Below are 21,061 nucleotides of genomic sequence, written 5' to 3'. Positions count from 1 at the left end.
TGGAGGATGCCGGCTAGTTTGCGGCCGATTGCCCCATGAGCTGACGCAGCTTCGCCAAGCCTGGCCGCTCGGGATCTTCGGCGGCCACCGTTTCGAGCGCCCGCTTGATGTCGGCAGTCGCGCCATTATCCATGTCGCGGCTGACCTCCCAATAGAGCAGAAGCGCGGCGATGCCTCCGTTGGCATTGGCGTTGTCTGGGTCGATCTCCAGCGCGTCGTGATAGGTCATCAGCGGATCGCCGCCCCGCCCGCGAATATGCAGCAAGAATTTCCGATCGCCCGCCACGGCGATGCTGTCGGCCACTGCAACACCGAGCTGCTTCGTCTCGGCGCCAGCCGGGTCCAGCGCCCTTGCCTGTTTCAGCCACTGCAAAGCTCCATATCCAGAGTCTCCGAGCTTGATCTCGCGCCATCCCCTTTCGAGCACGCGGCGCAATATCTCGGGCTGGAGCACGGCAGCCTCGCTGTTGCCCGGAGCCCGCTCTTGCACGACCTGCAGCAGCACGGCGGCATCATATACTGCGCCGTTCCGGATCAGGACTTCGGCATCCCGAGCGAACTGCGCCTCTGGATCCCGCCGGTCCGCCTCGACCTGTTCTCGGTCCAGTTCCAGGATGCGCTGATAGATCAGGCTTGGACCGCATAGCTCGCCACAGCCTCGAGTGACGGCAAGCAGGTAACCCACCGCTTCACGCAAGCCGGCCTTTGCCGCAGAATTGTTCGGATCAATTTCCAAGGCCCTTCGGAAGAATTGGCCACTGCGCAGTTCGAGCGTCGTGGAATCGATTCCAACGACGAAGTGGTGCCCTGTCGTCCCAATTCGCTCCGCCTCCGTGTGCGCATCCTTGAGGAGTTTGCGGTCTGCGAAAGCCAGCCCGGGATAGATATCGAGGGCATTCAGATAGGCCGTGCGAAAGTAACTCAACCGATCCGGGCCGACTGAGGTTTCGTTGGCCTCCGCCGCAAGCAGTTGGAGCGATCGGCCCGCGTCGATCCATCTCTGCGCCAGAGCTACATTGTCCTGGTGCATGAGGGCATACCAATAGGCGCTGGCCGCCAGCAGCCCGACGGCAAGCGCGCCTAAGAAGTACTGGCGCGACCTTAGTCTCATCGGTGCATTCTAGCCGGGGTTGTGATGGCAGCCAAATGCTAGACTAGAGCAAGCTGAACAGGCCGCGCGGGTCGTGCGTCAAGGCGACGGAGACGATGAAGCCGAAGACGGCGAGCGCCGCCAGCCAATAGAAGATACGCGCGGCCTTGCTGCGTTCCTTGCGGAAGGCGATCACCCCGAGCGCGATATAGAGCACGAGCAGCAGCACCTTCGCCGTCAGCCAAGCGTCCGCGAAAGGATACTGGCCGATGATGACGGTCAGCGTGATGGCCGCCGCCAGCAGCAGGGTGTCGATCGCCTGGCTCAAGGTGCGGACCGGCCGCGCCATCGCCCAGGGTCGATCGAGGATCAGCAGCAAGCCGCGCAGCGCGAACAGGCTGCCGCTCGCCGCGACCGCGGCGATGTGCACCAGCTTGATCCAGGGATAGAGCTCCGTCACGTCCTCTCCTCGCGGCACCTCCATGGCCGGTATTACGCTCAACGGTATCGTTGAAGGAACTGCAGGAGGAGCGCTATGAGAACCGTGAGGGGGAACGCTCCGGCGATCAGCAACAGCTTGCCGCGCGGAGAAAGCCGCGGAATCGGAATGCGACCGCGCTGCTTGAGCGACCAGAGCGACAGCGCCAGCAGCACAATCGCCGCGACTGCAGCGTAGAAGAAGAGCGAATGGGTCGGATCATCCATGATCCACCGCCTTCGCCTCAATCCGCGAAGGGGTCGGTCACCAGGATGGTGTCGTCGCGTTCCGGGCTGGTGGAGAGCAGGGCGACGGGCACCTCGATCAACTCCTCGACGCGGCGGATGTATTTGATCGCCTGCGCCGGGAGCTGCGCCCAGGAACGGGCGCCCTTGGTGGATTCCTTCCAGCCTTCGATGCTCTCGTAGACCGGCTTCGCTTTGGCCTGAAGCTGGGTCGCCGCCGGCAGGTGATCGACTTCCTGGCCGTCGATAGTGTAGCCGGTGCAGATCTTCAATTCCTCGAAGCCGTCGAGGATGTCGAGCTTGGTGAGCGCGATGCCGTCGATGCCCGAGACTTTCGCCGACTGGCGCACCAAGGCCGCGTCGAACCAGCCGCAGCGGCGGCGGCGGCCGGTGACGGTGCCGAACTCGCGGCCGCGCTCGCCGATGGTCTCGCCGATCTTGTCGAAGAGCTCGCTCGGGAAGGGACCGGAGCCGACGCGGGTCGTGTAGGCCTTGGTGATGCCAAGGACATAGCCGACCGCGCGCGGGCCGATGCCCGCACCCGCGGCGATCTGGCCGGCCACGGTGTTGGACGAGGTCACGTAGGGCGAGGTGCCGTGGTCGATGTCCAGCATGACACCCTGGGCGCCTTCGAACAGGATGCGGTCGCCGCGGCGACGGCGGTCGTTGAGCTCCTTCCAGACCACGCGGATGAAGGGCGTGATCTTCGGCGCCACTTCCCGGAGCTGCTGGATGAGCTCGCGGCCGTCCACTTCCGGCGCACCCATGCCTTTCAGCAGCGCGTTGTGGTGCAGCAGCAGGGCCTCGACCTTCGGGGCCAGGCTGTCGAGATCCTGGAGGTCGCAGGCGCGGATCGCGCGGCGGCCGACCTTGTCCTCATAAGCCGGGCCAATGCCGCGGCCGGTGGTGCCGATCTTGGCGGCACCCCGCGCTTCCTCGCGCAGGATGTCGAGCTTGGAATGCAGCGGCAGGATGAGGGCGGCATTCTCGGCGAGTGCGAGATTGTCGGGCGTCACGGTGACGCCCTGGCCGCGCAGGGTGTCGATCTCCTTCAGCAGCGCCCAGGGATCGACCACGACGCCGTTGCCGATCACCGAAAGCTTGGAGCGCACGATGCCCGAGGGCAGCAAGGAGAGCTTGTAGGTCTGGTTGCCGATGACCAAGGTGTGGCCGGCATTATGGCCGCCCTGGAAGCGCACCACCACGTCGGCGCGCTCCGAGAGCCAGTCCACGATCTTGCCCTTGCCCTCGTCGCCCCATTGGGAGCCGATCACTGCAACATTCGCCACGCCTCTAAACTCCTACTTCAGTTCGGCCAACTCGCCGTCGCGCCAGAGCCGCGTGCAGCCGAGCCGCCACGCTTCCACCGCATCATCCTTCACCGCTTCCAGGCCCTGGATCGTCACCCAGCCTTCGCCGCGCAGCTTCTGCGCCTGCGTGGCCGGCGTGCCGTTCGGCACGAAGACGCGGTTCGGCGCCGCCGGCGCCGGCAGCGCCCGCTGCAGGGTATCGAGATAGAGCGTGAAGCCGGTCGCAGGTTCGCCGGCCTGGTTCACATAACGGCCGCCGCGCCCGAAATCGCCGCGCACCGCCGGCGCCAGCAGCGAGAAGGTGACGCCGGTGTGATACTCGAAGCCGCGGTGATCGGTGGGATCGATGGTGAGCGTGAGGTCGGGCCGCGCGGCGCGGATCAGCATCACCACTTCGCGCAGCCGCTCGCGCTGCTTCGCGGCGGAGCCCTGCAGCGGCAGCGCGTCGAGCGCCTCGATGGCGGTGTCCGCCGGACCGACCGCATGGATCAGCGCCTCGAGCAAGGGCGTGAGCTCGCCGGCCGCCTGGCGCACGGCGGTCATGTCCTTGCGATCCAGTGCCGCGATCAGGTTTCTGGCATCGCCGATGCCGGCTTCCCACAGCAGCGCCGGCGCCAGGGTCGGCACGTTGAGATCGACCACCAGCTCTTTCACGCCGACCGCGTTCAGCGCTTCGGCGCCAAGCAGGATCACCTCGGCATCGGCCGCGGCGGCGGTGGTGCCGATCAACTCGACGCCGGCCTGGCCGATCTGGCGCTCGGGGCGCATCTGCTCGCCCTTCACCCGCAGGACCTGGCCGGCATAGGAGAGGCGAATCGGCCGCGGCGCGTTGGTGAGGCGGCTGGCGGCGATTCGGCCGACCTGCGGGGTGATGTCGGCCCGGAGCCCCATCATCCGCTGCGACACCGGGTCCATCAGGCGGAAGGTGTCCGCCGCCATGGCCTCGCCCGGGCCGGAGAGCAGGCTGTCCTCGAACTCGATCAGCGGCGGTTTGACGCGCTCGTAGCCCCAGGCCGCGAAGGCCGCCATTAACCGTTCGACGATCGCCGCCTCGAAGCCGGCTTCCGGCGGCAGGCCGTCGGAAAGGCCTGCAGGCAAAAGGAATCTTTCGCCGGGTGAGGACATCGGGCGCCCGATCTCTGGGGTCAGGGGTTGGCATTAATGCCCAATATTATGGGCCGGTGGATATCGGCTGGGTGGTAGCCGATTTCCCGCCCTCCGGCAAGCCGGGCCATCCCCCTGGGCATCCCCAGCCAACACCCAACCTTCCCCGATTTGACATATTTCCGTTCGATCACTGTCATCAAAGTGCAACCGATCCTGCCTAGCTTCCAGCCCATCGCGTGGGTCGCTTTTTAGCAACGTCGTAGGAAAACGACGGTCGTTGATGGGGACCGGCGCGCAGATTTCTGCGTTCCGAAACGGAGGAGAGGCTCCTATGAAACTGGATTTGACCCGCTTTATCGCGGCAGCTGCTTTGTTCAGCTCCGCGGCGCTCGCCATCCCGGCGGCCGCCACCGCAGCCGACATCTCGGGTGCCGGTGCGACCTTCCCGTATCCGATCTACGCCAAGTGGGCTGACGCCTACCACAAGGAGACCGGCGTGGGCCTGAACTACCAGTCGATCGGTTCCGGCGGCGGCATCAAGCAGATCAAAGCCGACACCGTGACCTTCGGCGCCAGCGACATGCCGCTGAAGCCGGAAGAGCTCGAGAAGGCCGGCCTGACCCAGTTCCCGACCGTGATGGGCGGCGTCGTGCCGGTGGTCAACCTCGAAGGCATCAAGCCGGGTGACCTGGTGCTCGACGGCGCGACCCTGGCCGACATCTTCCAGGGCAAGATCACGACCTGGAACGACCCGAAGATCCAGTCGCACAACCCGTCGCTGAAGCTGCCCGACCAGGCGATCGCCGTCGTGCACCGCTCCGACGGATCGGGCACCACCTTCATCTTCTCGACCTATCTTGCGCAGGTCGGCAGCGACTGGAAGGACAAGGTCGGTGCGAACTCGGCGCTCGAATGGCCGACCGGCATCGGCGCCAAGGGCAACGAAGGCGTCGCCGGCAACGTCGCGCAGACCGCCGGCTCGATCGGCTACGTCGAGTATGCCTATGCCAAGCAGAACAACATGACCTTCGCCAAGCTGGTCAACAAGGACGGCAAGGCGGTTGCGCCGTCGGCGGCGGCCTTCCAGGCGGCGGCCGGTGCGGCCGACTGGGCCAACGCGAAGGGCTTCTACATGATCCTCACCAACGAGCCCGGCGCCGAGAGCTGGCCGATCTCGGGTGCGACCTTCATCCTGGTCCACAAGGAGCCGAAGGATCCGGCCGCGGTGGCCGAAGCGCTGAAGTTCTTCGACTGGGCCTACAAGAACGGCGACGCCATGGCGGACGAGCTCGCCTACGTGCCGCTGCCGGACAGCCTGGTGGACCTGATCAAGAAGAGCTGGTCCGAGAACGTGACCTCCGGCGGCAAGCCGGTCTACGCGGGGATGTAAGTCCACCGCCCGCAGGAAGACAAACGCGCGGGGAGTCGGCCAACCGGCTCCCCGTTTCGTTCGCTACCCGCCTCACCTCCAACCTGCTATGGATCAAGCGTCGAGATGACCGAGATGTCCCTGAGCGGAACCTTGACTGCGACCGGCGAAACCAGACCCAGAACCAGCCCCGGTCCGATGGGCGACCGCGTGCTCCACGCCCTGACCTTCGGCTCGGCGTGCCTGGTGCTTCTCGTTCTCGGCGGCGTGTTCGTCTCGCTGATCCACGGCTCGATCCCGGCTTTGCAGACCTTCGGCTTCGAGTTCCTGGTCAGCCAGAGCTGGAATCCCGCGACCGACAAGTTCGGCGCCGCGGCGCCGATCTACGGCACCCTGCTGACCTCGGCGATCGCGCTCCTGATCGCGGTGCCGGTCGGCCTCGGCATCTCGGTCTTCCTGACCGAACTCTGCCCGGCCTGGCTGGCGCGCCCGATCGCGATCGCGATCGAGCTCCTGGCCGGCATTCCCTCGATCATCTACGGCATCTGGGGCCTGTTCGTGTTGGCGCCGTTCCTGCAGCGCAATTTCCAGCCTGCCGTCATCGACTTCTTCCACGGCGTGCCGGTGCTGGGCAGCCTGTTCGCCGGGCCGCCCTACGGCATCGGCGTGTTCACCGCGGCGCTCATCCTGGCAATCATGATCCTGCCCTTCATCTCCTCGGTGACCCGAGACGTGTTCGAGACCGTCCCGTCGGTGCTGAAGGAAGCGGCCTACGGCCTCGGCTGCACCAAATGGGAAGTGGTGCGCCGGGTCGTCATCCCGCATACCCGGGCCGGCGTCATCGGCGCGGTCATGCTGGCGCTCGGCCGCGCCCTCGGCGAGACCATGGCGGTCACCTTCGTGATCGGCAACGCGCATAAGATCGCCGCCTCGATCATGGCGCCGGGCACCACGATCTCGGCCACCATCGCCAACGAGTTCACCGAGGCGACCGGCGACATCTACACCTCGTCGCTGATCGCCCTCGGCCTGATCCTCTTCGTCGTCACCTTCATCGTGCTTGCCGCCGCGCGCTGGATGCTCCACCGCATGGAAAAGCAGGGGAAGTAAGCCATGGCGAACGCTGTACTCCCCGTCCGCCGCCGCGCCCGCAGCAGGCTCATGATGGGCCTCTCGGTCGGCTCCGCCCTGCTCGGCCTCGCCATGCTGGCGATCATCCTCGGCACCCTGCTCTACAACGGCATCAGCGGCCTCAGCCTCGCGGTCTTCACCGAGATGACGCCGCCGCCGGGCGAGGAAGGCGGCTTGCTCAACGCGATTTTCGGCAGCGTGGTGATGACCGTGATCGGCATCCTCATCGGCACGCCGATCAGCATCCTGGCCGGCACCTACCTCGCCGAATACGGCCGCTACCGCCGTCTCGCCCATATCGTCCGCTTCATCAACGACATCCTGCTCTCGGCCCCTTCGATCGTGGTCGGCCTGTTCGTTTATGAACTCCTCGTGACAACCATGGGACATTTCTCCGGCATCGCGGGCGCGCTGGCGCTGGCGATCCTGGTGATCCCGATCGTGGTCCGCACCACCGAGGACATGCTGCGGCTGGTGCCGGATACGCTCCGCGAAGCCGCTGCCTCGGTCGGCACGCCGCGCTGGAAGATGATCGTCTCGATCGCCTATCGGGCGGCGCGCACCGGCATCACCACCGGCGTGCTGCTGGCGGTCGCCCGCATCTCCGGCGAGACCGCGCCGCTCCTGTTCACCGCGCTCAACAACCAGTTCTGGAGCGCCAATTTGAACCAGCCGCTGGCCAGCCTGCCGGTGGTGATCTTCCAGTTCGCGCTCAGCCCCTATGAGGACTGGCAGCAGCTCGCCTGGACCGGCGCCCTGCTGATCACCCTCTCGGTGCTGACCCTCAGTGTTTTTGCCCGCATGCTCACTGCAAAGAAGGCGCAGCGATGAACGCCGAATTTCTCCCCGAAACCGTCCGCAACGCGGCCGGCAAGGAAAAGATCTCGATCCGCAACCTCAACTTCTACTACGACCAGACCAAGGCGCTGAAGAACATCAACCTGCCGCTCTACGACCGGGCGGTGACCGCGTTCATCGGCCCGTCGGGTTGCGGCAAGTCCACCTTGCTGCGCATCATCAACCGGATCTACGAGCTCTATCCGAAGCAGCGCGCCGAGGGCGAGGTGCTGATGGACGGCGAGAACATCCTGACCTCGAAGGAATCCGCCGACAGCCTCAGGTCCCGGGTCGGCATGGTGTTCCAGAAGCCGACGCCCTTCCCGATGTCGATCTACGAGAACATCGCCTTCGGCATCCGGCTCTACGAGAAGCTCTCGAAGGCAGAGATGGACGAGCGGGTGGAATCGGCGCTGCGCCGCGCCGCCCTCTGGGACGAGGTGAAGGACAAGCTCCACACCAGCGGCCAGGGCCTCTCCGGCGGCCAGCAGCAGCGCCTCTGCATCGCCCGCACCGTGGCGGTGAAGCCCGAGGTGATCCTGTTCGACGAGCCCTGCTCCGCGCTGGATCCGATCTCCACCGCGAAGATCGAAGAGCTGATCGACGAGCTGAAGGTCGATTACACGATCGCGATCGTGACCCACAACATGCAGCAGGCGGCGCGCTGCACCAACTTCGCCGCCTTCATGTTTTTGGGCGAATTGATCGAGTTCGACACCACCGAGAAGCTGTTCACCTCGCCCTCGATGCCGAAGACCCAGGAATACATCACCGGCCGCTTCGGCTAACCGAGCAGCAAGCGACCGGCGATCAGGAGAAACACCGCGGCCTGCAGATAGTGCAGGCCGCGTTTTGTTTTGGCGCCCTGCCCGGCGAGCGCGGCACCCGCAGCGCCGAGCGCGCCCAATGAGCCGTGGAACAGCGTGCCGATCACGGCGAGCGCGCAACCCAGGGCCACGAACTGCACGAAGACCGAGCCCGACCCGGCATCGATGAATTGCGGGATGAAGACCAGGAAGAACAGGATCGCCTTGGGGTTGGCGATGTTCGAGGCGAGGCCGCGCACGAAGATCGCCCAGCGCGAAGGCTCGGCGCGGACCGCCGCCGTCGCGGGTTTTTCAGCGGCACTGCGCAGGCAGTTGATCGCGAGATAGATGAGGTAGGCCGCACCCGCCCAGCGGATCGCATCGAACATATCGGGATATTCAGAAAGCAGGCCGGCGAGGCCGAAGGCGCAGACCAGCGTGAAGATGAGATCGACCACGCCGATGCCCAGGGCCGCCGCGACCCCGCCGCGCCAGCCATAGGCGGCGCCGCTGGTCAGCACGAAGGCCATGTTGGGGCCGGGCGTGATCATCAGGATCATCACCGCGCCGAGGAAGAGCAGGAAGGTTTCGGGGTCGATCAACATGGGTAGCGAGTTTGTGGCCCCCTCCCAGCCTCCCCCGAAGTCGGGGGAGGGGCGCACCGAGATCAGACCGTGATCTGGCCCTTCATCACGGCGGTGGCAAAGCCGGCGATCTTGACGCGGTCGCCTTCGAGTTTCAGCCAGAGGTCGCCGCTGCGCTTGGAGACTTGCCTGGCGTGGAAAGTGTTCTTGTTCAGGAGCCGCGACCAGAAGGTGGCGAGCACGCAATGCGTCGAGCCGGTGACCGGATCCTCGGGGATGCCGGCGGTGGGCGCGAAATAGCGGGAAACGAAGTCGATGCCGTTCTCGCCGCGCGCGGTCACCAGCACGGTGCGGTCGACCTGGTTGAGACGCGCGAAATCCGGCACGAGGCGCGCGACATCGGCGGCCTTCTCGTAGAGCGCCAGATAGGCGTCGTAGCTTTCGGCGACATGCATCTCGACCGGCTTCACGTCGAAACAGGCGGCGACCTTGGCCAGCGCTTCGGGTTGCGGGCGGACGTCATGGCGCGGGAAATCCAGTTCCAGCTTGTCGCCGGACTTCGTGACCGAGAGCGGTCCGGACAGGCTGTCGAAGACCAGCTTGCCATTCGCCTGGCCGAGCGAGTGCAGGACATGCGCGCTGGCGAGCGTCGCGTGGCCGCAGAGCTTCACCTCGGTGGTCGGCGTGAACCAGCGGATGCGGTAGTGGTCGCCTTCGGGCGCGAAGAAGGCGGTTTCCGCCTGGTTGATCTCGGCCGCGATCGACTGGAGCGTGGCGTCGGGCAACCACGACTTCAGCGGCACGACCCCCGCGGGATTGCCCGCGAAGGGCCGGTCGCTGAAGGCGTCGATTTGGTACACGTCGAGTTGCATGCTTACTTCCAGAACGGCTTTGAAACCTCGCCCTCCACATCCGCCGAGGTCAGACCGATATCGCGGAGCATGCGGTCATCCAGGCGGCCGAGAGCAAGTCGCTGCCGACGGCGCTCGAGCCCGACGGCGATGGTCTCCGCGAGGCGAACGAGCATTCCGGAAGTGGACAGCCGCTCGCCGGTGGTCGGTCGAAAGCTGCCGTGTTCAGAATTGTATCGATACATTTGGATCTCCATTTGTGACATTTTCCTGAGCAATCCCGCGACTTCCGATTCAATGTCGCGATTGACGTCATAATGTCTTGACGCCAGATGAAGTCAATCGGTACATTGACACCATGACAATGTGGCGACCTGAAATAGAATCAATCCAAGGACCGCGCTATCTGGCGATTGCGGAAGCGCTTGCGGTCGATGTCCGGGGCGGAAATCTCAATCCTGGAGATCGACTGCCCACCCATCGCGATCTCGCATATCGCCTGGGTGTGACGGTCGGCACAGTGAGCCGCGCCTACGCCGAGGCCGAGCGCCGCGGCTTGATCGGCGGCGAGGTCGGGCGCGGCACTTTCGTGCGTCCCGATGCGCGGCGCCGCAAGGCGCAATCGGTGATCGACATCGAGGCGCCGCTGGGCGTGCCGCAGATCATCGACCTCTCGGTCAACATCCCGACGCCGATGACCAGCGATTCGATTCTGGCCGAGACGCTGTCCGACATCGTCGCGCGGCCGGGCATCGCGCGGCTGATGGATTATCACCCGCATGCCGGCGTCGCGGCGCATCGCGCGGCCGGCGCGCAGTGGCTGACGGAGTGCGGCTTCCCGATCGAGCCCGAGCGGCTGATCGTGACCGCCGGCGGCCAGCATGCCATGACCGCGGCGCTCGGCGGACTGACCGAACCCGGCGACGTGGTGATCACCGAGTGCCTCACCTATCCGGGCCTGCGCCGCCTGGCCGACTTCCTGCGGGTGCGCCTGCATGGCGTCGCCATGGACGAGCATGGCATCGAGCCCGAGGCCTTTGAGACCGCCTGCCGCACGCTCAATCCCAAGGTCTTCTACTGCGTCACCAACCTGCAGAACCCGACTGCCCTGGTGGTGCCGGCCGAACGCCGCCGCGAGATCGCGGCGATCTGCCAGCGCCATGGCGTGAAGATCGTCGAGGACGACGTCTACGGATTCCTGTTGGGCGCCGACACGCCGCCGGCGCTTTCCAGCTTCGCGCCGGAGCTCGGCCATTATTTCACCGCGCTCTCGAAGTCGATGGCGCCGGGCCTCCGGGTCGGTTACCTCGCCTTGCCCGTGGGCAGCCGCGACGACTTCACCCAGGTCGTGCGCTCGACCACCTGGATGGCGACGCCCTTGACCGCCGAGATCGGCGCCGACTGGATCCGCAACGGCATCGGCCGCGAGCTCGCCGACGGGCATCGCGAAGAGGCGATCGCGCGGCAGAAGATCGCGCGGCAGATCCTGGCCGGCCATGATCTTTCGGCCGAGCTCAGGGCCTATCATCTCTGGATGCGGCTGCCCGAGCCCTGGTCGGCGGAAGCCTTCGCGCTCGAGCTCCGGATGCGCGGCGTGGCGGTGACGCCGGCCGGCGCCTTCGCCACCACCCGCACCGCACCGGCGGCGGTCCGGCTCTGCCTCTGCGAACCGCCGGAGCGCAGCGTGCTGGAGCGGGGTCTCAACATCATCGCGCAGACGGCACGCTCGGCACCGGGGGTGAGCGTCGGCGCCGACATGGGCGTGGTCTAACGCATGACCGCGACCGAAGTGCTCGAGCGCAGCGATGCGCCGAAGTCTCAGACGCCGCTGGACGAGGCCTGGCATGGGCTCAGGGATACCCTGCCCTTCATGTTCGGCTCGATTCCGTTCGGCCTGCTGTTCGGAACCTTGGCGACCGGCGAGGGTCTGAGCCCGCTCGCGACCATGGCGATGTCGCTGTTCGTCTTCTCCGGCTCGGCGCAGTTCATCGCCGTCGTGCTGCTGGGTGCGGGATCGGGGATCTGGGTCGTCTGGTTCGCGACTTTCGTCTTGAACCTCCGGCACCTGCTCTATGCCGCGACCCTGGTCGATCACGTGCGGCACTTGAGCCAGGCCTGGCGCTTCCCGCTCGCCGCCTTCCTGACCGACGAAACTTTCGCGGTGATGGAGCGCCGGTACCGGACGCAAGGCGGTGGGGCTAATGCGCATTGGTATTACATAGCCTCCTGCATCGGCATGTATCTCAACTGGCAGACCTGGACCTTCCTCGGCATCACCATCGGCCAAAGATTCCCGCAGGTGCAGAACTGGGGCCTAGAGTTCGCCATGGTGGTGACCTTCATCGGCATCGTCGTGCCGCTCTTGACCTCGATGCCCTACTTCGCCGCGGCGGTCACCGCCGGGCTGGTGGCGGTCATCGCCAATCCCCTGCCCTATAAGCTCGGCCTGATGCTGGCGGCGCTGGCCGGGATTGTGGTCGGCGTGGTCCTCGATATCCGCAAGCGCGGCCTCAGGCTCACCACCGAGGAAGATGCCGCCCACCTCGCGCCTGAAGAAAAGAAGACCTGGGCATGAGGGGTTGGGGCATGAGGGTTGGGGCATGAGGGTTGGGGCATGAGGGTTGGGGCATGAACACCGCACTCATGATTGCCGGCATGGCGCTGATCAACCTGGTGATCCGCTGGCCGGTCTATCTCTTCGCCAACCATTTCCGCTTCCCGCCGATCATCGAGCGGGCGCTGGCCTTCGTGCCCGTCGCGGTGCTGACGGCGATCATCGTGCCGACCGTGCTCTATCCGGGAGACGGCACCAAGCTCGACATCAGCTGGAGCAACCCGGCCTTGCTCGCCGCCCTGGTCGCCTGCGCGGTCAGCTATCTCGCCAAGAACCTGTTCGCCACGATCGGCGCCGGGGTCGTCGCCTTCCTGTTGCTGCGCTGGCTGCTGCCGGTCTGAAAGCAGTCCCGCCGGTCTCCGTCCGGGTCGACGGGTTCCGTGGGGGTCCCGTGGGGGTTGGTTGACGTCGGGGTCCCGTCGGGGTCCGCTGATTCTGTCGGGGTCCCGTCGGGGTTCAGAGGCTAGATCTCACTTACACACGCGAGTGTCTGCAGCGAAGCGACGGGTATAGTTCACTTTTTGTTCCAAGACAAGCGACCCGTGATGTAGGTGCGAGCCGGTAGGTCACGGAACTCCAAGCGCTCGCCGGCCCAGCGCCGGACTGGGCCGGCCGCGGCGCAGAGTTCTAATTTTGCCGACGTCTTCGCCAGATAGCGGTTGCGGGATTGGAGCGTGTCCTGCTGGACGGCAAGCGCCAACTCCAACCCCGCGGCGCGGCTCCGGCTGATCTCCGCGATACCGAGACCAAGCGCTGCAGGCTCGCGATCTCGGCGGCGCGATTCATTTGCTCGGGACCATAGAGCCGCCGCCGGCGCGCGCGATGGTCAGAGCGCCTGGATAGCAAACACGTCCCTGAGCGCTTACGCGCTGCGCGCCTGCCGGCGCCCCCCCCCTCACCCAGCTGCGCCCCCGGCTCTTCGACCCGGGGGTCGGCCGCGCCTCGATAAGCCTGCGCAACCCCCTCCCACGAGGAGAGAGGATAAATTAATTCAATTTCAGATTCTTAGGGGCATCTCTTGCAGTTCACGTGGAGACTCAGCTCCGTCCTAAAGCGCGAACTTAAGAACGTAGATCGGCGGCAGATGGTTTGAGACGACGCGCCAGCTTTCGCCGCTATCCCCGCTTGCCCAAAGGTTTCCCGTGGTCGAGCCGAAGGCGAGCGCGCGGCCCTCTTCATCGACGTCGAGGGCGTGGCGGTAGATGAGGTCGTAGCAGGGTTTCGGCGGCAGGCCGGCGGTGATGCGGCGGAAGCTCCTGCCGCCGTCCTCGGTCTTGAGGACACAGAAGTCGCCGTTCTCGGGGATGCGGAACTCGTCCTTCTGCGCGGGGACGAACCAGGCGGTCTCGGCATTCCGCGGATGGGCGGCGACGGCGAAGCCGAAGGTCTCGGAGATCGTGCTCCACTCGGCGGCGCCATTGGTGGACCGGAACTGGGCATTGTGGTGCTGGGTCCAGAGCGTCTCCGGATGGTCGCGGCACCGGACGATCCGGTGCGGGTCCTGGGCGGCCGGGTTCTGTTTCTGATCGGGCGGCATATAGGCCGCCCACATGCCCTTGCAGCCATTGCCCCAGGTGAGTCCCGCATCCTCGGTGACCCAGGCGCCGCCGCAGGAGATGCCGACCACCATCTTGCGGCTGTCCTTCGGGTGGATCGAGATCGAATGCAAAGCGGGCGCATCGTTGCCGCCGCCGAACCACTCAGCCTTGCCGGGGATCGCGTCGAAAGCAGTGTTCTGGGTCCAGGTGACACCCTTGTCCTTGGACTGGAAGACGCCCGCCGGCATGGTGCCGGCCCAGATCACCCCGGGCATGTCCAGGCCCGCCGCTTCCAATGCCCAGATCATGGCGACGCTAGGTGCATCTTCCTTCCCCTCTTGCTTGGGGAAGGCCGGCGCGCTGACCTCGGTCCAGGTGGTACCCTGGTCATCGGAGCGGTGCAACTTGGCGCCGAAATGGCCGAGGTTGAGCGCGACGTAGAGGCTGCCGTCGCGCGGGTCGTGGAGCACCTGGGAGACCGGCTGGCCGATGAAGGCCTGCTGCGCGATCTTCCATTCGCTGCCTTTCGGTTCCAGGACGAAGAGTCCCTTGCGGCTGCCGACCAGCAAACGCGACGCCATCTCATCCTCCCGACAATGCTTGAAGAACATAGATTTGGGCAGAGGGACTGACCGGCCGCATCAAGTCGCTGCCGCCGGAAATACGTTCGCCGTCGACGAAGATGACGACATGCTTGCGCAGACGTTCCTGGTCGTCGAGCACGTAGGACTTCACTTTGGGATGCAGCGCGAAGACTTCGTCGAGCGCCCGGCGCAGGGTCGCGCCGCCGACCGTCATGCTGCCGGTCGGTGCGACCTTCCTGAGATGCGACGTGAACTGGACCGAAGGCATGGCGGCACTCCCTGCCCGCGGACTCTATTCACCGATTGATCTATGGCAAGGCGATTTGGCGTGTCGCTTCGATGAGAATCTGGTCGCCGCGGATGACTTGAACCCGCCCGACATAGGGGCCGGACTGCCAGCCGCGCTGCGGGTGGTTGGCACCGGCGAAGGCGAAGAAGCGATCAGTCGGTCGACTGAAAGGAATGTCGCGCGTCGCCATGATACCGCGGTCTGGGCTCTTCAGGCTGAGCACCAGATGGTCGCCCTGCTGGAGATGGGCGACGTCGACCCAGAAGGCGAGGCCGGGGCTGGTGAGGCTGAGCGCTGCCTGGTCATAGCCGCCGCGGCGGGCCGCCTCGGGCCAGGGGCGTTCTTCCGCGAAGCCGGCTTGGAGAAGCTGCGGCTGGGGGTCGGCGGCGATCGCCGGGCTGGCCAGAAGCAAGGCGAGGACGACCAGCCGCCGGAGCAAGCTCATGCGGCGGCGGCTTCGACCGCCTTCACGATGTCGGCGACGACCCTTGCCACCAGTTCCTCGTCCTCGCCTTCGGCCATGACGCGGATCAGCGGCTCGGTGCCGGACTTCCGGATCAGCAGCCGGCCCTTGCCGATGAGCTCCGCCTCGCCGGCCTCAATCGCGGCCTTCACCGCGGCCTGCTCCAGCGGCAGGCCGGCGCCGGCGCGGTAGCGCACGTTCTTCAGGAGCTGCGGCAGCGGCGCGAAGACCCGGAGGGTCTCGCTCGACGGCTTGTCGGCCTGGACCTGGACCGCCAGGACCTGCAGCGCCGCCATCAGCCCGTCGCCGGTGGTGGCGAAGTCGGTGAGGATGATATGGCCGGACTGCTCGCCGCCGAGGTTGCCGCCGTTGCGGCGCATCTCCTCGACCACGTAGCGGTCGCCGACGGGCGTGCGCTTCAAGGCGATGCGCTGGGCCTGGAGGAATCGCTCCAGGCCGAGGTTGGACATGACCGTCGCGGTGACGCAGTCGGCCTTGAGCCGGCCAGCCACCGCCCAGGACCGGGCGATGACACCCATCAGCTGGTCGCCATCGACCACATGGCCGCGCTCATCGACCACTATGACCCGGTCGGCGTCGCCGTCGAGGGCAATGCCGAGATCGGCGCCGCGCTCGCGCACCAAGGCCTTGAGGCGATCGGGATGCATGGCGCCGCAGTCGCGGTTGATGTTGGTGCCGTTGGGCTCGACGCCGATCGGGATCACCTCGGCGCCCAGCTCCCAGAGCACGGTCGGGGCGACCTTGTAGGCGGCGCCGTTGGCGCAATCGATAACGACCTTCAAGCCGGCGAGGCTGAGACCCTTCGGAAAGCTCGACTTCACGAACTCGATGTAGCGGCCGGGGTCATCCACGCGCTTGGCGCGGCCGAGCTCGGCGGAAGGAGCCAGCAGCTTGGCGAGATCGCCCGAGGCAAGACGCGCCTCGATCGCCGCTTCGATCTCGTCGGAGAGCTTGAACCCGTCCGGGCCGAACAGCTTGATGCCGTTGTCCTCATAAGGGTTGTGCGAGGCCGAGATCATGACGCCGAGGTCGGCGCGCATGGAGCGGGTCAGCATGCCCACGGCCGGGGTCGGCATTGGGCCGAGCAGGATGACGTCCATTCCCGCCGAGAGAAAACCGGAGGTCATCGCCGTCTCCAGCATGTAGCCGGAGAGGCGGGTGTCCTTGCCGATGATCACCCGGTGGCGGTGGTCGCCGCGGGTGAAATGGGCGCCGGCCACCAAGGCCAGCTTGAGGGCGGTCTCGGCGGTGATCGGCTCGCTGTTGGCGAGGCCGCGGACACCATCGGTGCCGAAGAGTTTGCGCGTCATAGGTTAGGTCCGATTCGAGTTCCTGGCGGGGATTATAGCATTGGGGATGGCGGTTTTTGGGCGGGGTTTCGATGGCTGCCACCGCGGACGAATGGCCCTGCTAGGCGTTCCGAGATTCGAAACCGCAGGTTCGCCGTCATAGCTGGCCGTCGGCCGCCTGGAGTGTTTGGACCACATGGCTGGCCATGAGACAGTTTATGCTTTGCCGATCCTCGGTCAAAAAATCGCACTGTTTCAGGGCGTCGGGCGCGACTTCAAGCCGGCGCGCCAGTTCCTGGGGGCCGCATCGGGTGCCGTCGGTGGTCTTCCGACATTTCTCTGCCAGGAAAACCGCCACTTCCGCATCTGCCCGGTCAATCGTTCGCTCCCGGTCGCTCCCATACTGCGTCAAGAAGGTGCCGGCAGGTCCAACGCCGATCCTTGCGTAAAGGTCGGTCGCCAGGGCACCGGTCAAGACACAAAGATAGCGATCGACGTCGTCTGCGATGTCTCTGCAGTACGGCATCATCTCGTTGCCGTAAGGCAGAACTGCGGCAACGCTGGAGACGAGGCAATCCGAGCCACTGGCGGCCCCTGCCCGGGCGCAATTGGCCTGAGCATGCCGCGCAAGATCGTTGATCGCCGGCTTCACGCCTCGATGAAAGAAGAAGTCGCCGGAAATGCCAACTTTCTCCGCCGTCTCGGCAGAGCGCACTTGTGCGGCGAACCAGTGCGCAATCAGGCAGTCAACCTGACCATGCGCTTCGACAATGGACTTGCACGAGGCAATATCCTTGGCGCCGGGATCTAAACGGCGTGACACCTCATCGAAGTGACAACCGGCAGGAGCTGCGGGCGCTGGGCACTTCCGGTTCAAGTATGACCACACCTGCGTGCCGGCGGGATCCAATTCCAACCTATCGCCCTGCGCCTCGATGAAGCCGTCAGCGCTATCGAGCTCAAACTTGACGATAAGGTCCGCGGCGATTGATCCGATCACGATGCAGTAGTGCCTGGCAATGGCATAAGACACGTGCGCACAGCGAGGACCCGTCAAACTCCCGTGGCCGATGATTTTCGCGGCACGATCGAGTATGCAATCTTCCACCGGCTGCTGAGCGGCTGCTTCGCACCGATCGAAAGCGCGATTCCACAAGCCGGTCATCTCAGAGGGCGTCTCGATATCTTCGAAGAACGCCTTCGAGAACCCGTTGGGCGGATCTTGTGCGGCTACCGGGTGCACCTGGACGATCAGGCCCAGCATCACGAAACTCAAGACCATCCAGAAGCTTCGTTTCATGTTGACCTCGTTCGGTCACCTGCCCATCGCCACCCAGATCGCCCGGGCCTGGTAGGTCTCGGCCACATCGTGGACGCGGAGGATCTGGACGCCTTGGTCGAGGCCGGCGAGGCCGGCGGCCAAGGACCCGGCGAGGCGTTCTTTCGGCGGCTCCTTGCGGGAGAGCCGGCCGACGAAGCTCTTCCTGGAGACGCCGAGCAGGACCGGGCAGCCGAAGACCTGGAAGGCGGCCAGCTCCTGGAGCAGCAGCAGGTTGTGCGGGTCCTTCTTGCCGAAGCCGATGCCGGGATCGAGGGCGATGCGGGCGGGATCGACGCCGAGGTTGCGCAGATCGGCCAGGCGCTCGGTGAAGTAGTCGAGGAGATCGAGGGTCGTGTCGGCGTAATGCGGGTCGGCCTGCATGGTGCGGGGCTCGCCCTGCATGTGCATGAGCACCATCGCCGCGCCGGACTTGGCCGCGACCTTGGGACTGTCCGGATCGCCGGTCAGGGCGGTGATGTCGTTGATGATGCGGGCACCCGCCGCGACCGCCGCCGCCATCACCCCGGCATGGCGGGTGTCGATCGAGACGCAGAGGCCGCGCTCGGAAAGGGCGCGGACGACGGGGACGACGCGGCGGATCTCCTCTTCGGCGGAGACTTCCTGGGCGCCGGGGCGGGTGGATTCGCCGCCGATGTCGATGATGTCGGCGCCCTGCTCCGCCAGGCGAACGCCCTGGGCGATCGCGTCGTCGGCATGCGCGAAATCGCCGCCGTCGGAGAAGCTGTCGGGGGTCACGTTGACGACGCCCATGATCAGCGGGCGCAGGAGATCGAAGCCCGCCCAGATCATGCGCGGCTCGAGCAGGCCGTCCAGCAGCGCGCGATCCGGCGCGGCGAGATCGCCGAGCCAGACCGGCTTGCGGATGCCGGCCTCGCCCGGCTTGCGCTCGGCGCTTTCGGCGAAGCAGAAGGCAAAGGCGCCGCCGGCCAGGGGCAAGGCGGCGCCCGCCTCAATCACGCGCTCGGCCGCGGGACCGCGCAGCAGCCCGCGCGGCAGCAGGTAGCGGCGCCGCCCGCCTTCTGCAACGGAAAAGCCCCGCCGTTCGGCGGGGCTCGGGACGATCGTGTCCGTTCTTTCCGTGCTCACGCCGTACCCGGCCGCGGGTCAAGACCGGTCGGGCGTTGCACCGTGGCGCCGGCGGTCGGCACCGAGGAGCGCGGCTTCGGCTTGTCGGAATCGCTGTTGGCCTGGCGGATCTTCTCGCCGCGCAGCAAGGCCTGGACCTCGTCGCCGGAGAGCGTCTCGTATTCCAGCAGCGCCTTGGCGACCACGTGGAGCCCGTCGATATTCTTCGACAGGATCTCGCGGGCCTTCTGCTCGCCTTCCTCGACGATGCGCCGCACTTCCTGGTCGATCAGCCTGGCGGTGTCGTCGGAGACATTCTTGCGCTGGGTCACCGAGTGGCCGAGGAAGACCTCTTCCTCGTTCTCGCTGTAGCGCAGCGGCCCAAGCTTCTCGCTCATCCCGAACTCGGTCACCATGCGGCGCGCCATGCCGGTGGCCTGGCGGATGTCGTCGGAGGCGCCGGAATTCAGATGCGATTCGCCGTAGATCAGCTGCTCGGCGATGCGGCCGCCGAAGCACATGGCGATCCGGCTCTCCATCCAGCCCTTGGTGTAGCTGTAGCGGTCCTTCTCCGGCAGAGCCATGGTGACACCGAGCGCACGGCCGCGCGGGATGATCGTCACCTTGTGCAAGGGGTCGCACTCGGGCAGCTCGATGTTGACGATCGCATGGCCGGTCTCGTGATAGGCCGTCGCCAGCTTCTCCTCGTCGGTCATCACCATGGAGCGCCGCTCGGCGCCCATCAGCACCTTGTCCTTGGCCTGCTCGAAGTCGGACATGGTGACGACGCGCTTGCCGAAGCGGGCGGCCAGAAGTGCCGCCTCGTTCACCAGGTTGGCGAGATCGGCGCCGGAGAAGCCCGGCGTGCCGCGGGCGATCACCCGCGCGTCCACATCCGGGCCCAGCGGGACCTTGCGCATATGGACTTTGAGGATGTGCTCGCGGCCGCTGATGTCGGGGTTCGGCACCGTGATCTGGCGGTCGAAACGGCCCGGGCGCAGCAGCGCGGGATCGAGCACGTCGGGACGGTTGGTGGCGGCGATCAGGATGACACCCTCGTTCGCCTCGAAGCCGTCCATCTCGACCAGCAGCTGGTTCAGGGTCTGCTCGCGCTCGTCGTTGCCGCCGCCGAGGCCCGCGCCGCGATGGCGGCCGACCGCGTCGATTTCGTCAATGAAGATGATGCAAGGCGCGTTCTTCTTGCCCTGCTCGAACATGTCGCGGACACGGGAAGCACCCACGCCGACGAACATCTCGACGAAGTCCGAGCCGGAGATGGTGAAGAACGGCACGTTGGCTTCGCCGGCGATGGCGCGGGCGAGCAAGGTCTTGCCGGTGCCCGGGGGGCCGACCAGCAGGCAGCCCTTCGGGATCTTGCCGCCGAGGCGCTGGAACTTCTGCGGGTCCTTCAGGAATTCGACGATCTCTTCCAGCTCGCCCTTGGCTTCCTCGATGCCCGCCACGTCGTCGAAGGTGACGCGGCCGGCGCGCTCGTTCAGCAGGCGCGCCTTGGACTTGCCGAAGCCCATGGCCTTGCCGCCATTGGCCTGCATCTGGCGCATCACGAAGATCCAGGCGCCGGCGATGATCAGCAGCGGCGCCCAGTTGATCAGGATGGCCAGCAGAGGATTCATCGAATCATCCTCGGCCTTGGCGGTGATCTTCACGTTCTTGGCGGTCAGCAGCTCGACCAGCTTGGGATCCTCCGGCGCATAGGTCGAGAAGGCGGTGCCGTTGGTGGTGTGGCCGTTGATGGCGCGACCCTGGTTCTGCGACGTCGAGATGGTCACGTCGGAGATCTGGCCCTGCTGGACCTGGGCGAGGAAATCGCTGTAGGCGGTCTCGGTGCGGCCGTTCCGGCTGCTGCCGCTCTGGAAGACCTGGAAGAGGACGATCAGGAGCACCATGATCGCCGCCCAGATGATGAGATTCTTGCCCAAATTCACTTTTCAGTCCTCGTCCAGTCGGTATGGGTCCAGTCGGTACGGCCCAGCTTGAGCATCAGGCTTCTAAACGCCAATCGGCTCCCGGCGAAGCGGGCTTTTCCG

General features: G+C 65.9%; 22 protein-coding genes. 7 read left to right on the top strand and 15 right to left on the bottom strand.

The features are described from left to right. Positions 1-13: 13 nt before the first annotated feature. From ACH2CY_RS17160 to ACH2CY_RS17140, 5 genes are read right to left on the bottom strand one after another with little or no spacing between them, the layout of a single operon-like run. Positions 14-1,111, bottom strand: coding sequence for a hypothetical protein (locus tag ACH2CY_RS17160; protein WP_395020533.1), 1,098 nt, complete (start codon positions 1,109-1,111; stop codon positions 14-16). A 43-nt stretch (positions 1,112-1,154) separates the two neighbouring features. Beyond that, a complete protein-coding gene (locus ACH2CY_RS17155) occupies positions 1,155-1,550 on the bottom strand; it encodes a SirB2 family protein (protein WP_395020532.1) in 396 nt (131 codons plus the stop codon). Positions 1,551-1,588: 38 nt separating this feature from the next. Continuing rightward, entirely contained in the window at positions 1,589-1,795 is a 207-nt protein-coding gene (locus tag ACH2CY_RS17150; RefSeq protein WP_395020531.1) for a hypothetical protein, read from the bottom strand. 17 nt (positions 1,796-1,812) lie between these two features. Beyond that, entirely contained in the window at positions 1,813-3,102 is a 1,290-nt protein-coding gene (locus ACH2CY_RS17145; RefSeq protein ID WP_395020530.1) for an adenylosuccinate synthase, read from the bottom strand. Positions 3,103-3,114: 12 nt separating this feature from the next. Beyond that, positions 3,115-4,221 (bottom strand): ATP phosphoribosyltransferase regulatory subunit, encoded by a 1,107-nt coding sequence (locus tag ACH2CY_RS17140; protein WP_395020529.1) that lies wholly within the window; start codon positions 4,219-4,221, stop codon positions 3,115-3,117. Between the two features lie 340 nt (positions 4,222-4,561). Here ACH2CY_RS17140 and pstS point away from each other — a divergent pair, with 340 nt between their 5' ends. The 4 genes from pstS to pstB all read left to right on the top strand — a co-directional run bounded on the left by pstS (position 4,562) and on the right by pstB (position 8,355). After that, positions 4,562-5,620, top strand: coding sequence for a phosphate ABC transporter substrate-binding protein PstS (pstS, locus tag ACH2CY_RS17135; RefSeq protein WP_395020528.1), 1,059 nt, complete (start codon positions 4,562-4,564; stop codon positions 5,618-5,620). Between the two features lie 105 nt (positions 5,621-5,725). Next, positions 5,726-6,709 carry a phosphate ABC transporter permease subunit PstC gene (gene pstC / locus ACH2CY_RS17130; RefSeq protein ID WP_395020527.1) on the top strand — a complete coding sequence of 328 codons (984 nt, stop codon included), beginning with the start codon at positions 5,726-5,728 and terminating at the stop codon, positions 6,707-6,709. A 3-nt stretch (positions 6,710-6,712) separates the two neighbouring features. Next, positions 6,713-7,561 carry a phosphate ABC transporter permease PstA gene (gene pstA / locus ACH2CY_RS17125; protein ID WP_395020526.1) on the top strand — a complete coding sequence of 283 codons (849 nt, stop codon included), beginning with the start codon at positions 6,713-6,715 and terminating at the stop codon, positions 7,559-7,561. Next, positions 7,558-8,355, top strand: coding sequence for a phosphate ABC transporter ATP-binding protein PstB (pstB, locus tag ACH2CY_RS17120; RefSeq protein WP_395020525.1), 798 nt, complete (start codon positions 7,558-7,560; stop codon positions 8,353-8,355). The genes pstA and pstB overlap by 4 nt, the downstream gene beginning before the upstream one ends. On the opposite strand, the gene ACH2CY_RS17115 is transcribed toward pstB, so the two are convergent. The 3 genes from ACH2CY_RS17115 to ACH2CY_RS17105 all read right to left on the bottom strand — a co-directional run bounded on the left by ACH2CY_RS17115 (position 8,352) and on the right by ACH2CY_RS17105 (position 10,065). Further along, complete coding sequence (locus ACH2CY_RS17115; RefSeq protein ID WP_395020524.1) at positions 8,352-8,978, bottom strand: LysE family translocator; 627 nt, start codon at positions 8,976-8,978, stop codon at positions 8,352-8,354. The two genes, pstB and ACH2CY_RS17115, sit on opposite strands and share 4 nt — an antisense overlap. A gap of 62 nt (positions 8,979-9,040) precedes the next feature. Continuing rightward, the gene (locus tag ACH2CY_RS17110; RefSeq protein WP_395020523.1) at positions 9,041-9,829 is read right to left on the bottom strand and encodes a PhzF family phenazine biosynthesis protein; all 789 of its coding nucleotides are present in this window, start codon (positions 9,827-9,829) and stop codon (positions 9,041-9,043) included. A 2-nt stretch (positions 9,830-9,831) separates the two neighbouring features. Next, positions 9,832-10,065, bottom strand: coding sequence for a DUF1127 domain-containing protein (locus tag ACH2CY_RS17105; protein WP_395020522.1), 234 nt, complete (start codon positions 10,063-10,065; stop codon positions 9,832-9,834). A 101-nt stretch (positions 10,066-10,166) separates the two neighbouring features. Here ACH2CY_RS17105 and ACH2CY_RS17100 point away from each other — a divergent pair, with 101 nt between their 5' ends. Genes ACH2CY_RS17100 through ACH2CY_RS17090 form a run of 3 tightly spaced genes read left to right on the top strand, consistent with a single transcriptional unit; the run spans position 10,167 to position 12,763 of the window. After that, complete coding sequence (locus tag ACH2CY_RS17100) at positions 10,167-11,579, top strand: PLP-dependent aminotransferase family protein (RefSeq protein WP_395020521.1); 1,413 nt, start codon at positions 10,167-10,169, stop codon at positions 11,577-11,579. A gap of 3 nt (positions 11,580-11,582) precedes the next feature. Next, a complete protein-coding gene (locus tag ACH2CY_RS17095; RefSeq protein ID WP_395020520.1) occupies positions 11,583-12,383 on the top strand; it encodes an AzlC family ABC transporter permease in 801 nt (266 codons plus the stop codon). A 53-nt stretch (positions 12,384-12,436) separates the two neighbouring features. Then, positions 12,437-12,763, top strand: a complete 327-nt coding sequence (locus ACH2CY_RS17090; protein ID WP_395020519.1) for an AzlD domain-containing protein — start codon at positions 12,437-12,439, stop codon at positions 12,761-12,763. Positions 12,764-13,470: 707 nt separating this feature from the next. Here the strand turns inward: ACH2CY_RS17090 and ACH2CY_RS17085 are convergent. The 7 genes from ACH2CY_RS17085 to ftsH form a co-directional block, all read right to left on the bottom strand. Next, positions 13,471-14,541, bottom strand: a complete 1,071-nt coding sequence (locus tag ACH2CY_RS17085) for a WD40/YVTN/BNR-like repeat-containing protein (RefSeq protein ID WP_395020518.1) — start codon at positions 14,539-14,541, stop codon at positions 13,471-13,473. Between the two features lies 1 nt (position 14,542). Further along, positions 14,543-14,812 (bottom strand): MoaD/ThiS family protein, encoded by a 270-nt coding sequence (locus ACH2CY_RS17080; protein WP_395020517.1) that lies wholly within the window; start codon positions 14,810-14,812, stop codon positions 14,543-14,545. 40 nt (positions 14,813-14,852) lie between these two features. After that, positions 14,853-15,278 carry a hypothetical protein gene (locus ACH2CY_RS17075; protein WP_395020516.1) on the bottom strand — a complete coding sequence of 142 codons (426 nt, stop codon included), beginning with the start codon at positions 15,276-15,278 and terminating at the stop codon, positions 14,853-14,855. Further along, positions 15,275-16,627 (bottom strand): phosphoglucosamine mutase, encoded by a 1,353-nt coding sequence (glmM, locus tag ACH2CY_RS17070; protein ID WP_395020515.1) that lies wholly within the window; start codon positions 16,625-16,627, stop codon positions 15,275-15,277. The genes ACH2CY_RS17075 and glmM overlap by 4 nt, the downstream gene beginning before the upstream one ends. 136 nt (positions 16,628-16,763) lie before the next feature. Continuing rightward, positions 16,764-17,906 (bottom strand): hypothetical protein, encoded by a 1,143-nt coding sequence (locus ACH2CY_RS17065; RefSeq protein ID WP_395020514.1) that lies wholly within the window; start codon positions 17,904-17,906, stop codon positions 16,764-16,766. A 15-nt stretch (positions 17,907-17,921) separates the two neighbouring features. Next, the gene (gene folP, locus ACH2CY_RS17060; protein WP_395020513.1) at positions 17,922-19,034 is read right to left on the bottom strand and encodes a dihydropteroate synthase; all 1,113 of its coding nucleotides are present in this window, start codon (positions 19,032-19,034) and stop codon (positions 17,922-17,924) included. Next, positions 19,031-20,959: an ATP-dependent zinc metalloprotease FtsH gene (ftsH, locus tag ACH2CY_RS17055; RefSeq protein WP_395020512.1), complete on the bottom strand. Its 1,929-nt coding sequence runs from the start codon at positions 20,957-20,959 to the stop codon at positions 19,031-19,033. The genes folP and ftsH overlap by 4 nt, the downstream gene beginning before the upstream one ends. Between the last annotated feature and the right edge of the window lie 102 nt (positions 20,960-21,061).

This window comes from Dongia sp., assembly GCF_041905885.1.
Classification (GTDB): Bacteria; Pseudomonadota; Alphaproteobacteria; order Dongiales; family Dongiaceae; genus Dongia.
The sequence above is the reverse complement of the archived record's forward strand: the minus strand, read 5'-3'. Positions and strand labels throughout refer to the sequence as shown.

Bases quoted from the DNA above. Each gene is read 5' to 3' on its own strand.
- ACH2CY_RS17160 (WP_395020533.1), bottom strand. From the start codon at position 1,111: ATGAGACTAAGGTCGCGCCAGTACTTCTTAGGCGCGCTTGCCGTCGGG.
- ACH2CY_RS17150 (WP_395020531.1), bottom strand. From the start codon at position 1,795: ATGGATGATCCGACCCATTCGCTCTTCTTCTACGCTGCAGTCGCGGCG.
- pstS (WP_395020528.1), top strand. From the start codon at position 4,562: ATGAAACTGGATTTGACCCGCTTTATCGCGGCAGCTGCTTTGTTCAGC.
- pstC (WP_395020527.1), top strand. From the start codon at position 5,726: ATGACCGAGATGTCCCTGAGCGGAACCTTGACTGCGACCGGCGAAACC.
- pstA (WP_395020526.1), top strand. From the start codon at position 6,713: ATGGCGAACGCTGTACTCCCCGTCCGCCGCCGCGCCCGCAGCAGGCTC.
- pstB (WP_395020525.1), top strand. From the start codon at position 7,558: ATGAACGCCGAATTTCTCCCCGAAACCGTCCGCAACGCGGCCGGCAAG.
- ACH2CY_RS17115 (WP_395020524.1), bottom strand. From the start codon at position 8,978: ATGTTGATCGACCCCGAAACCTTCCTGCTCTTCCTCGGCGCGGTGATG.
- ACH2CY_RS17110 (WP_395020523.1), bottom strand. From the start codon at position 9,829: ATGCAACTCGACGTGTACCAAATCGACGCCTTCAGCGACCGGCCCTTC.
- ACH2CY_RS17105 (WP_395020522.1), bottom strand. From the start codon at position 10,065: ATGGAGATCCAAATGTATCGATACAATTCTGAACACGGCAGCTTTCGA.
- ACH2CY_RS17100 (WP_395020521.1), top strand. From the start codon at position 10,167: ATGACAATGTGGCGACCTGAAATAGAATCAATCCAAGGACCGCGCTAT.
- ACH2CY_RS17095 (WP_395020520.1), top strand. From the start codon at position 11,583: ATGACCGCGACCGAAGTGCTCGAGCGCAGCGATGCGCCGAAGTCTCAG.
- ACH2CY_RS17090 (WP_395020519.1), top strand. From the start codon at position 12,437: ATGAACACCGCACTCATGATTGCCGGCATGGCGCTGATCAACCTGGTG.
- ACH2CY_RS17085 (WP_395020518.1), bottom strand. From the start codon at position 14,541: ATGGCGTCGCGTTTGCTGGTCGGCAGCCGCAAGGGACTCTTCGTCCTG.
- ACH2CY_RS17080 (WP_395020517.1), bottom strand. From the start codon at position 14,812: ATGCCTTCGGTCCAGTTCACGTCGCATCTCAGGAAGGTCGCACCGACC.
- ACH2CY_RS17075 (WP_395020516.1), bottom strand. From the start codon at position 15,278: ATGAGCTTGCTCCGGCGGCTGGTCGTCCTCGCCTTGCTTCTGGCCAGC.
- glmM (WP_395020515.1), bottom strand. From the start codon at position 16,627: ATGACGCGCAAACTCTTCGGCACCGATGGTGTCCGCGGCCTCGCCAAC.
- ACH2CY_RS17065 (WP_395020514.1), bottom strand. From the start codon at position 17,906: ATGAAACGAAGCTTCTGGATGGTCTTGAGTTTCGTGATGCTGGGCCTG.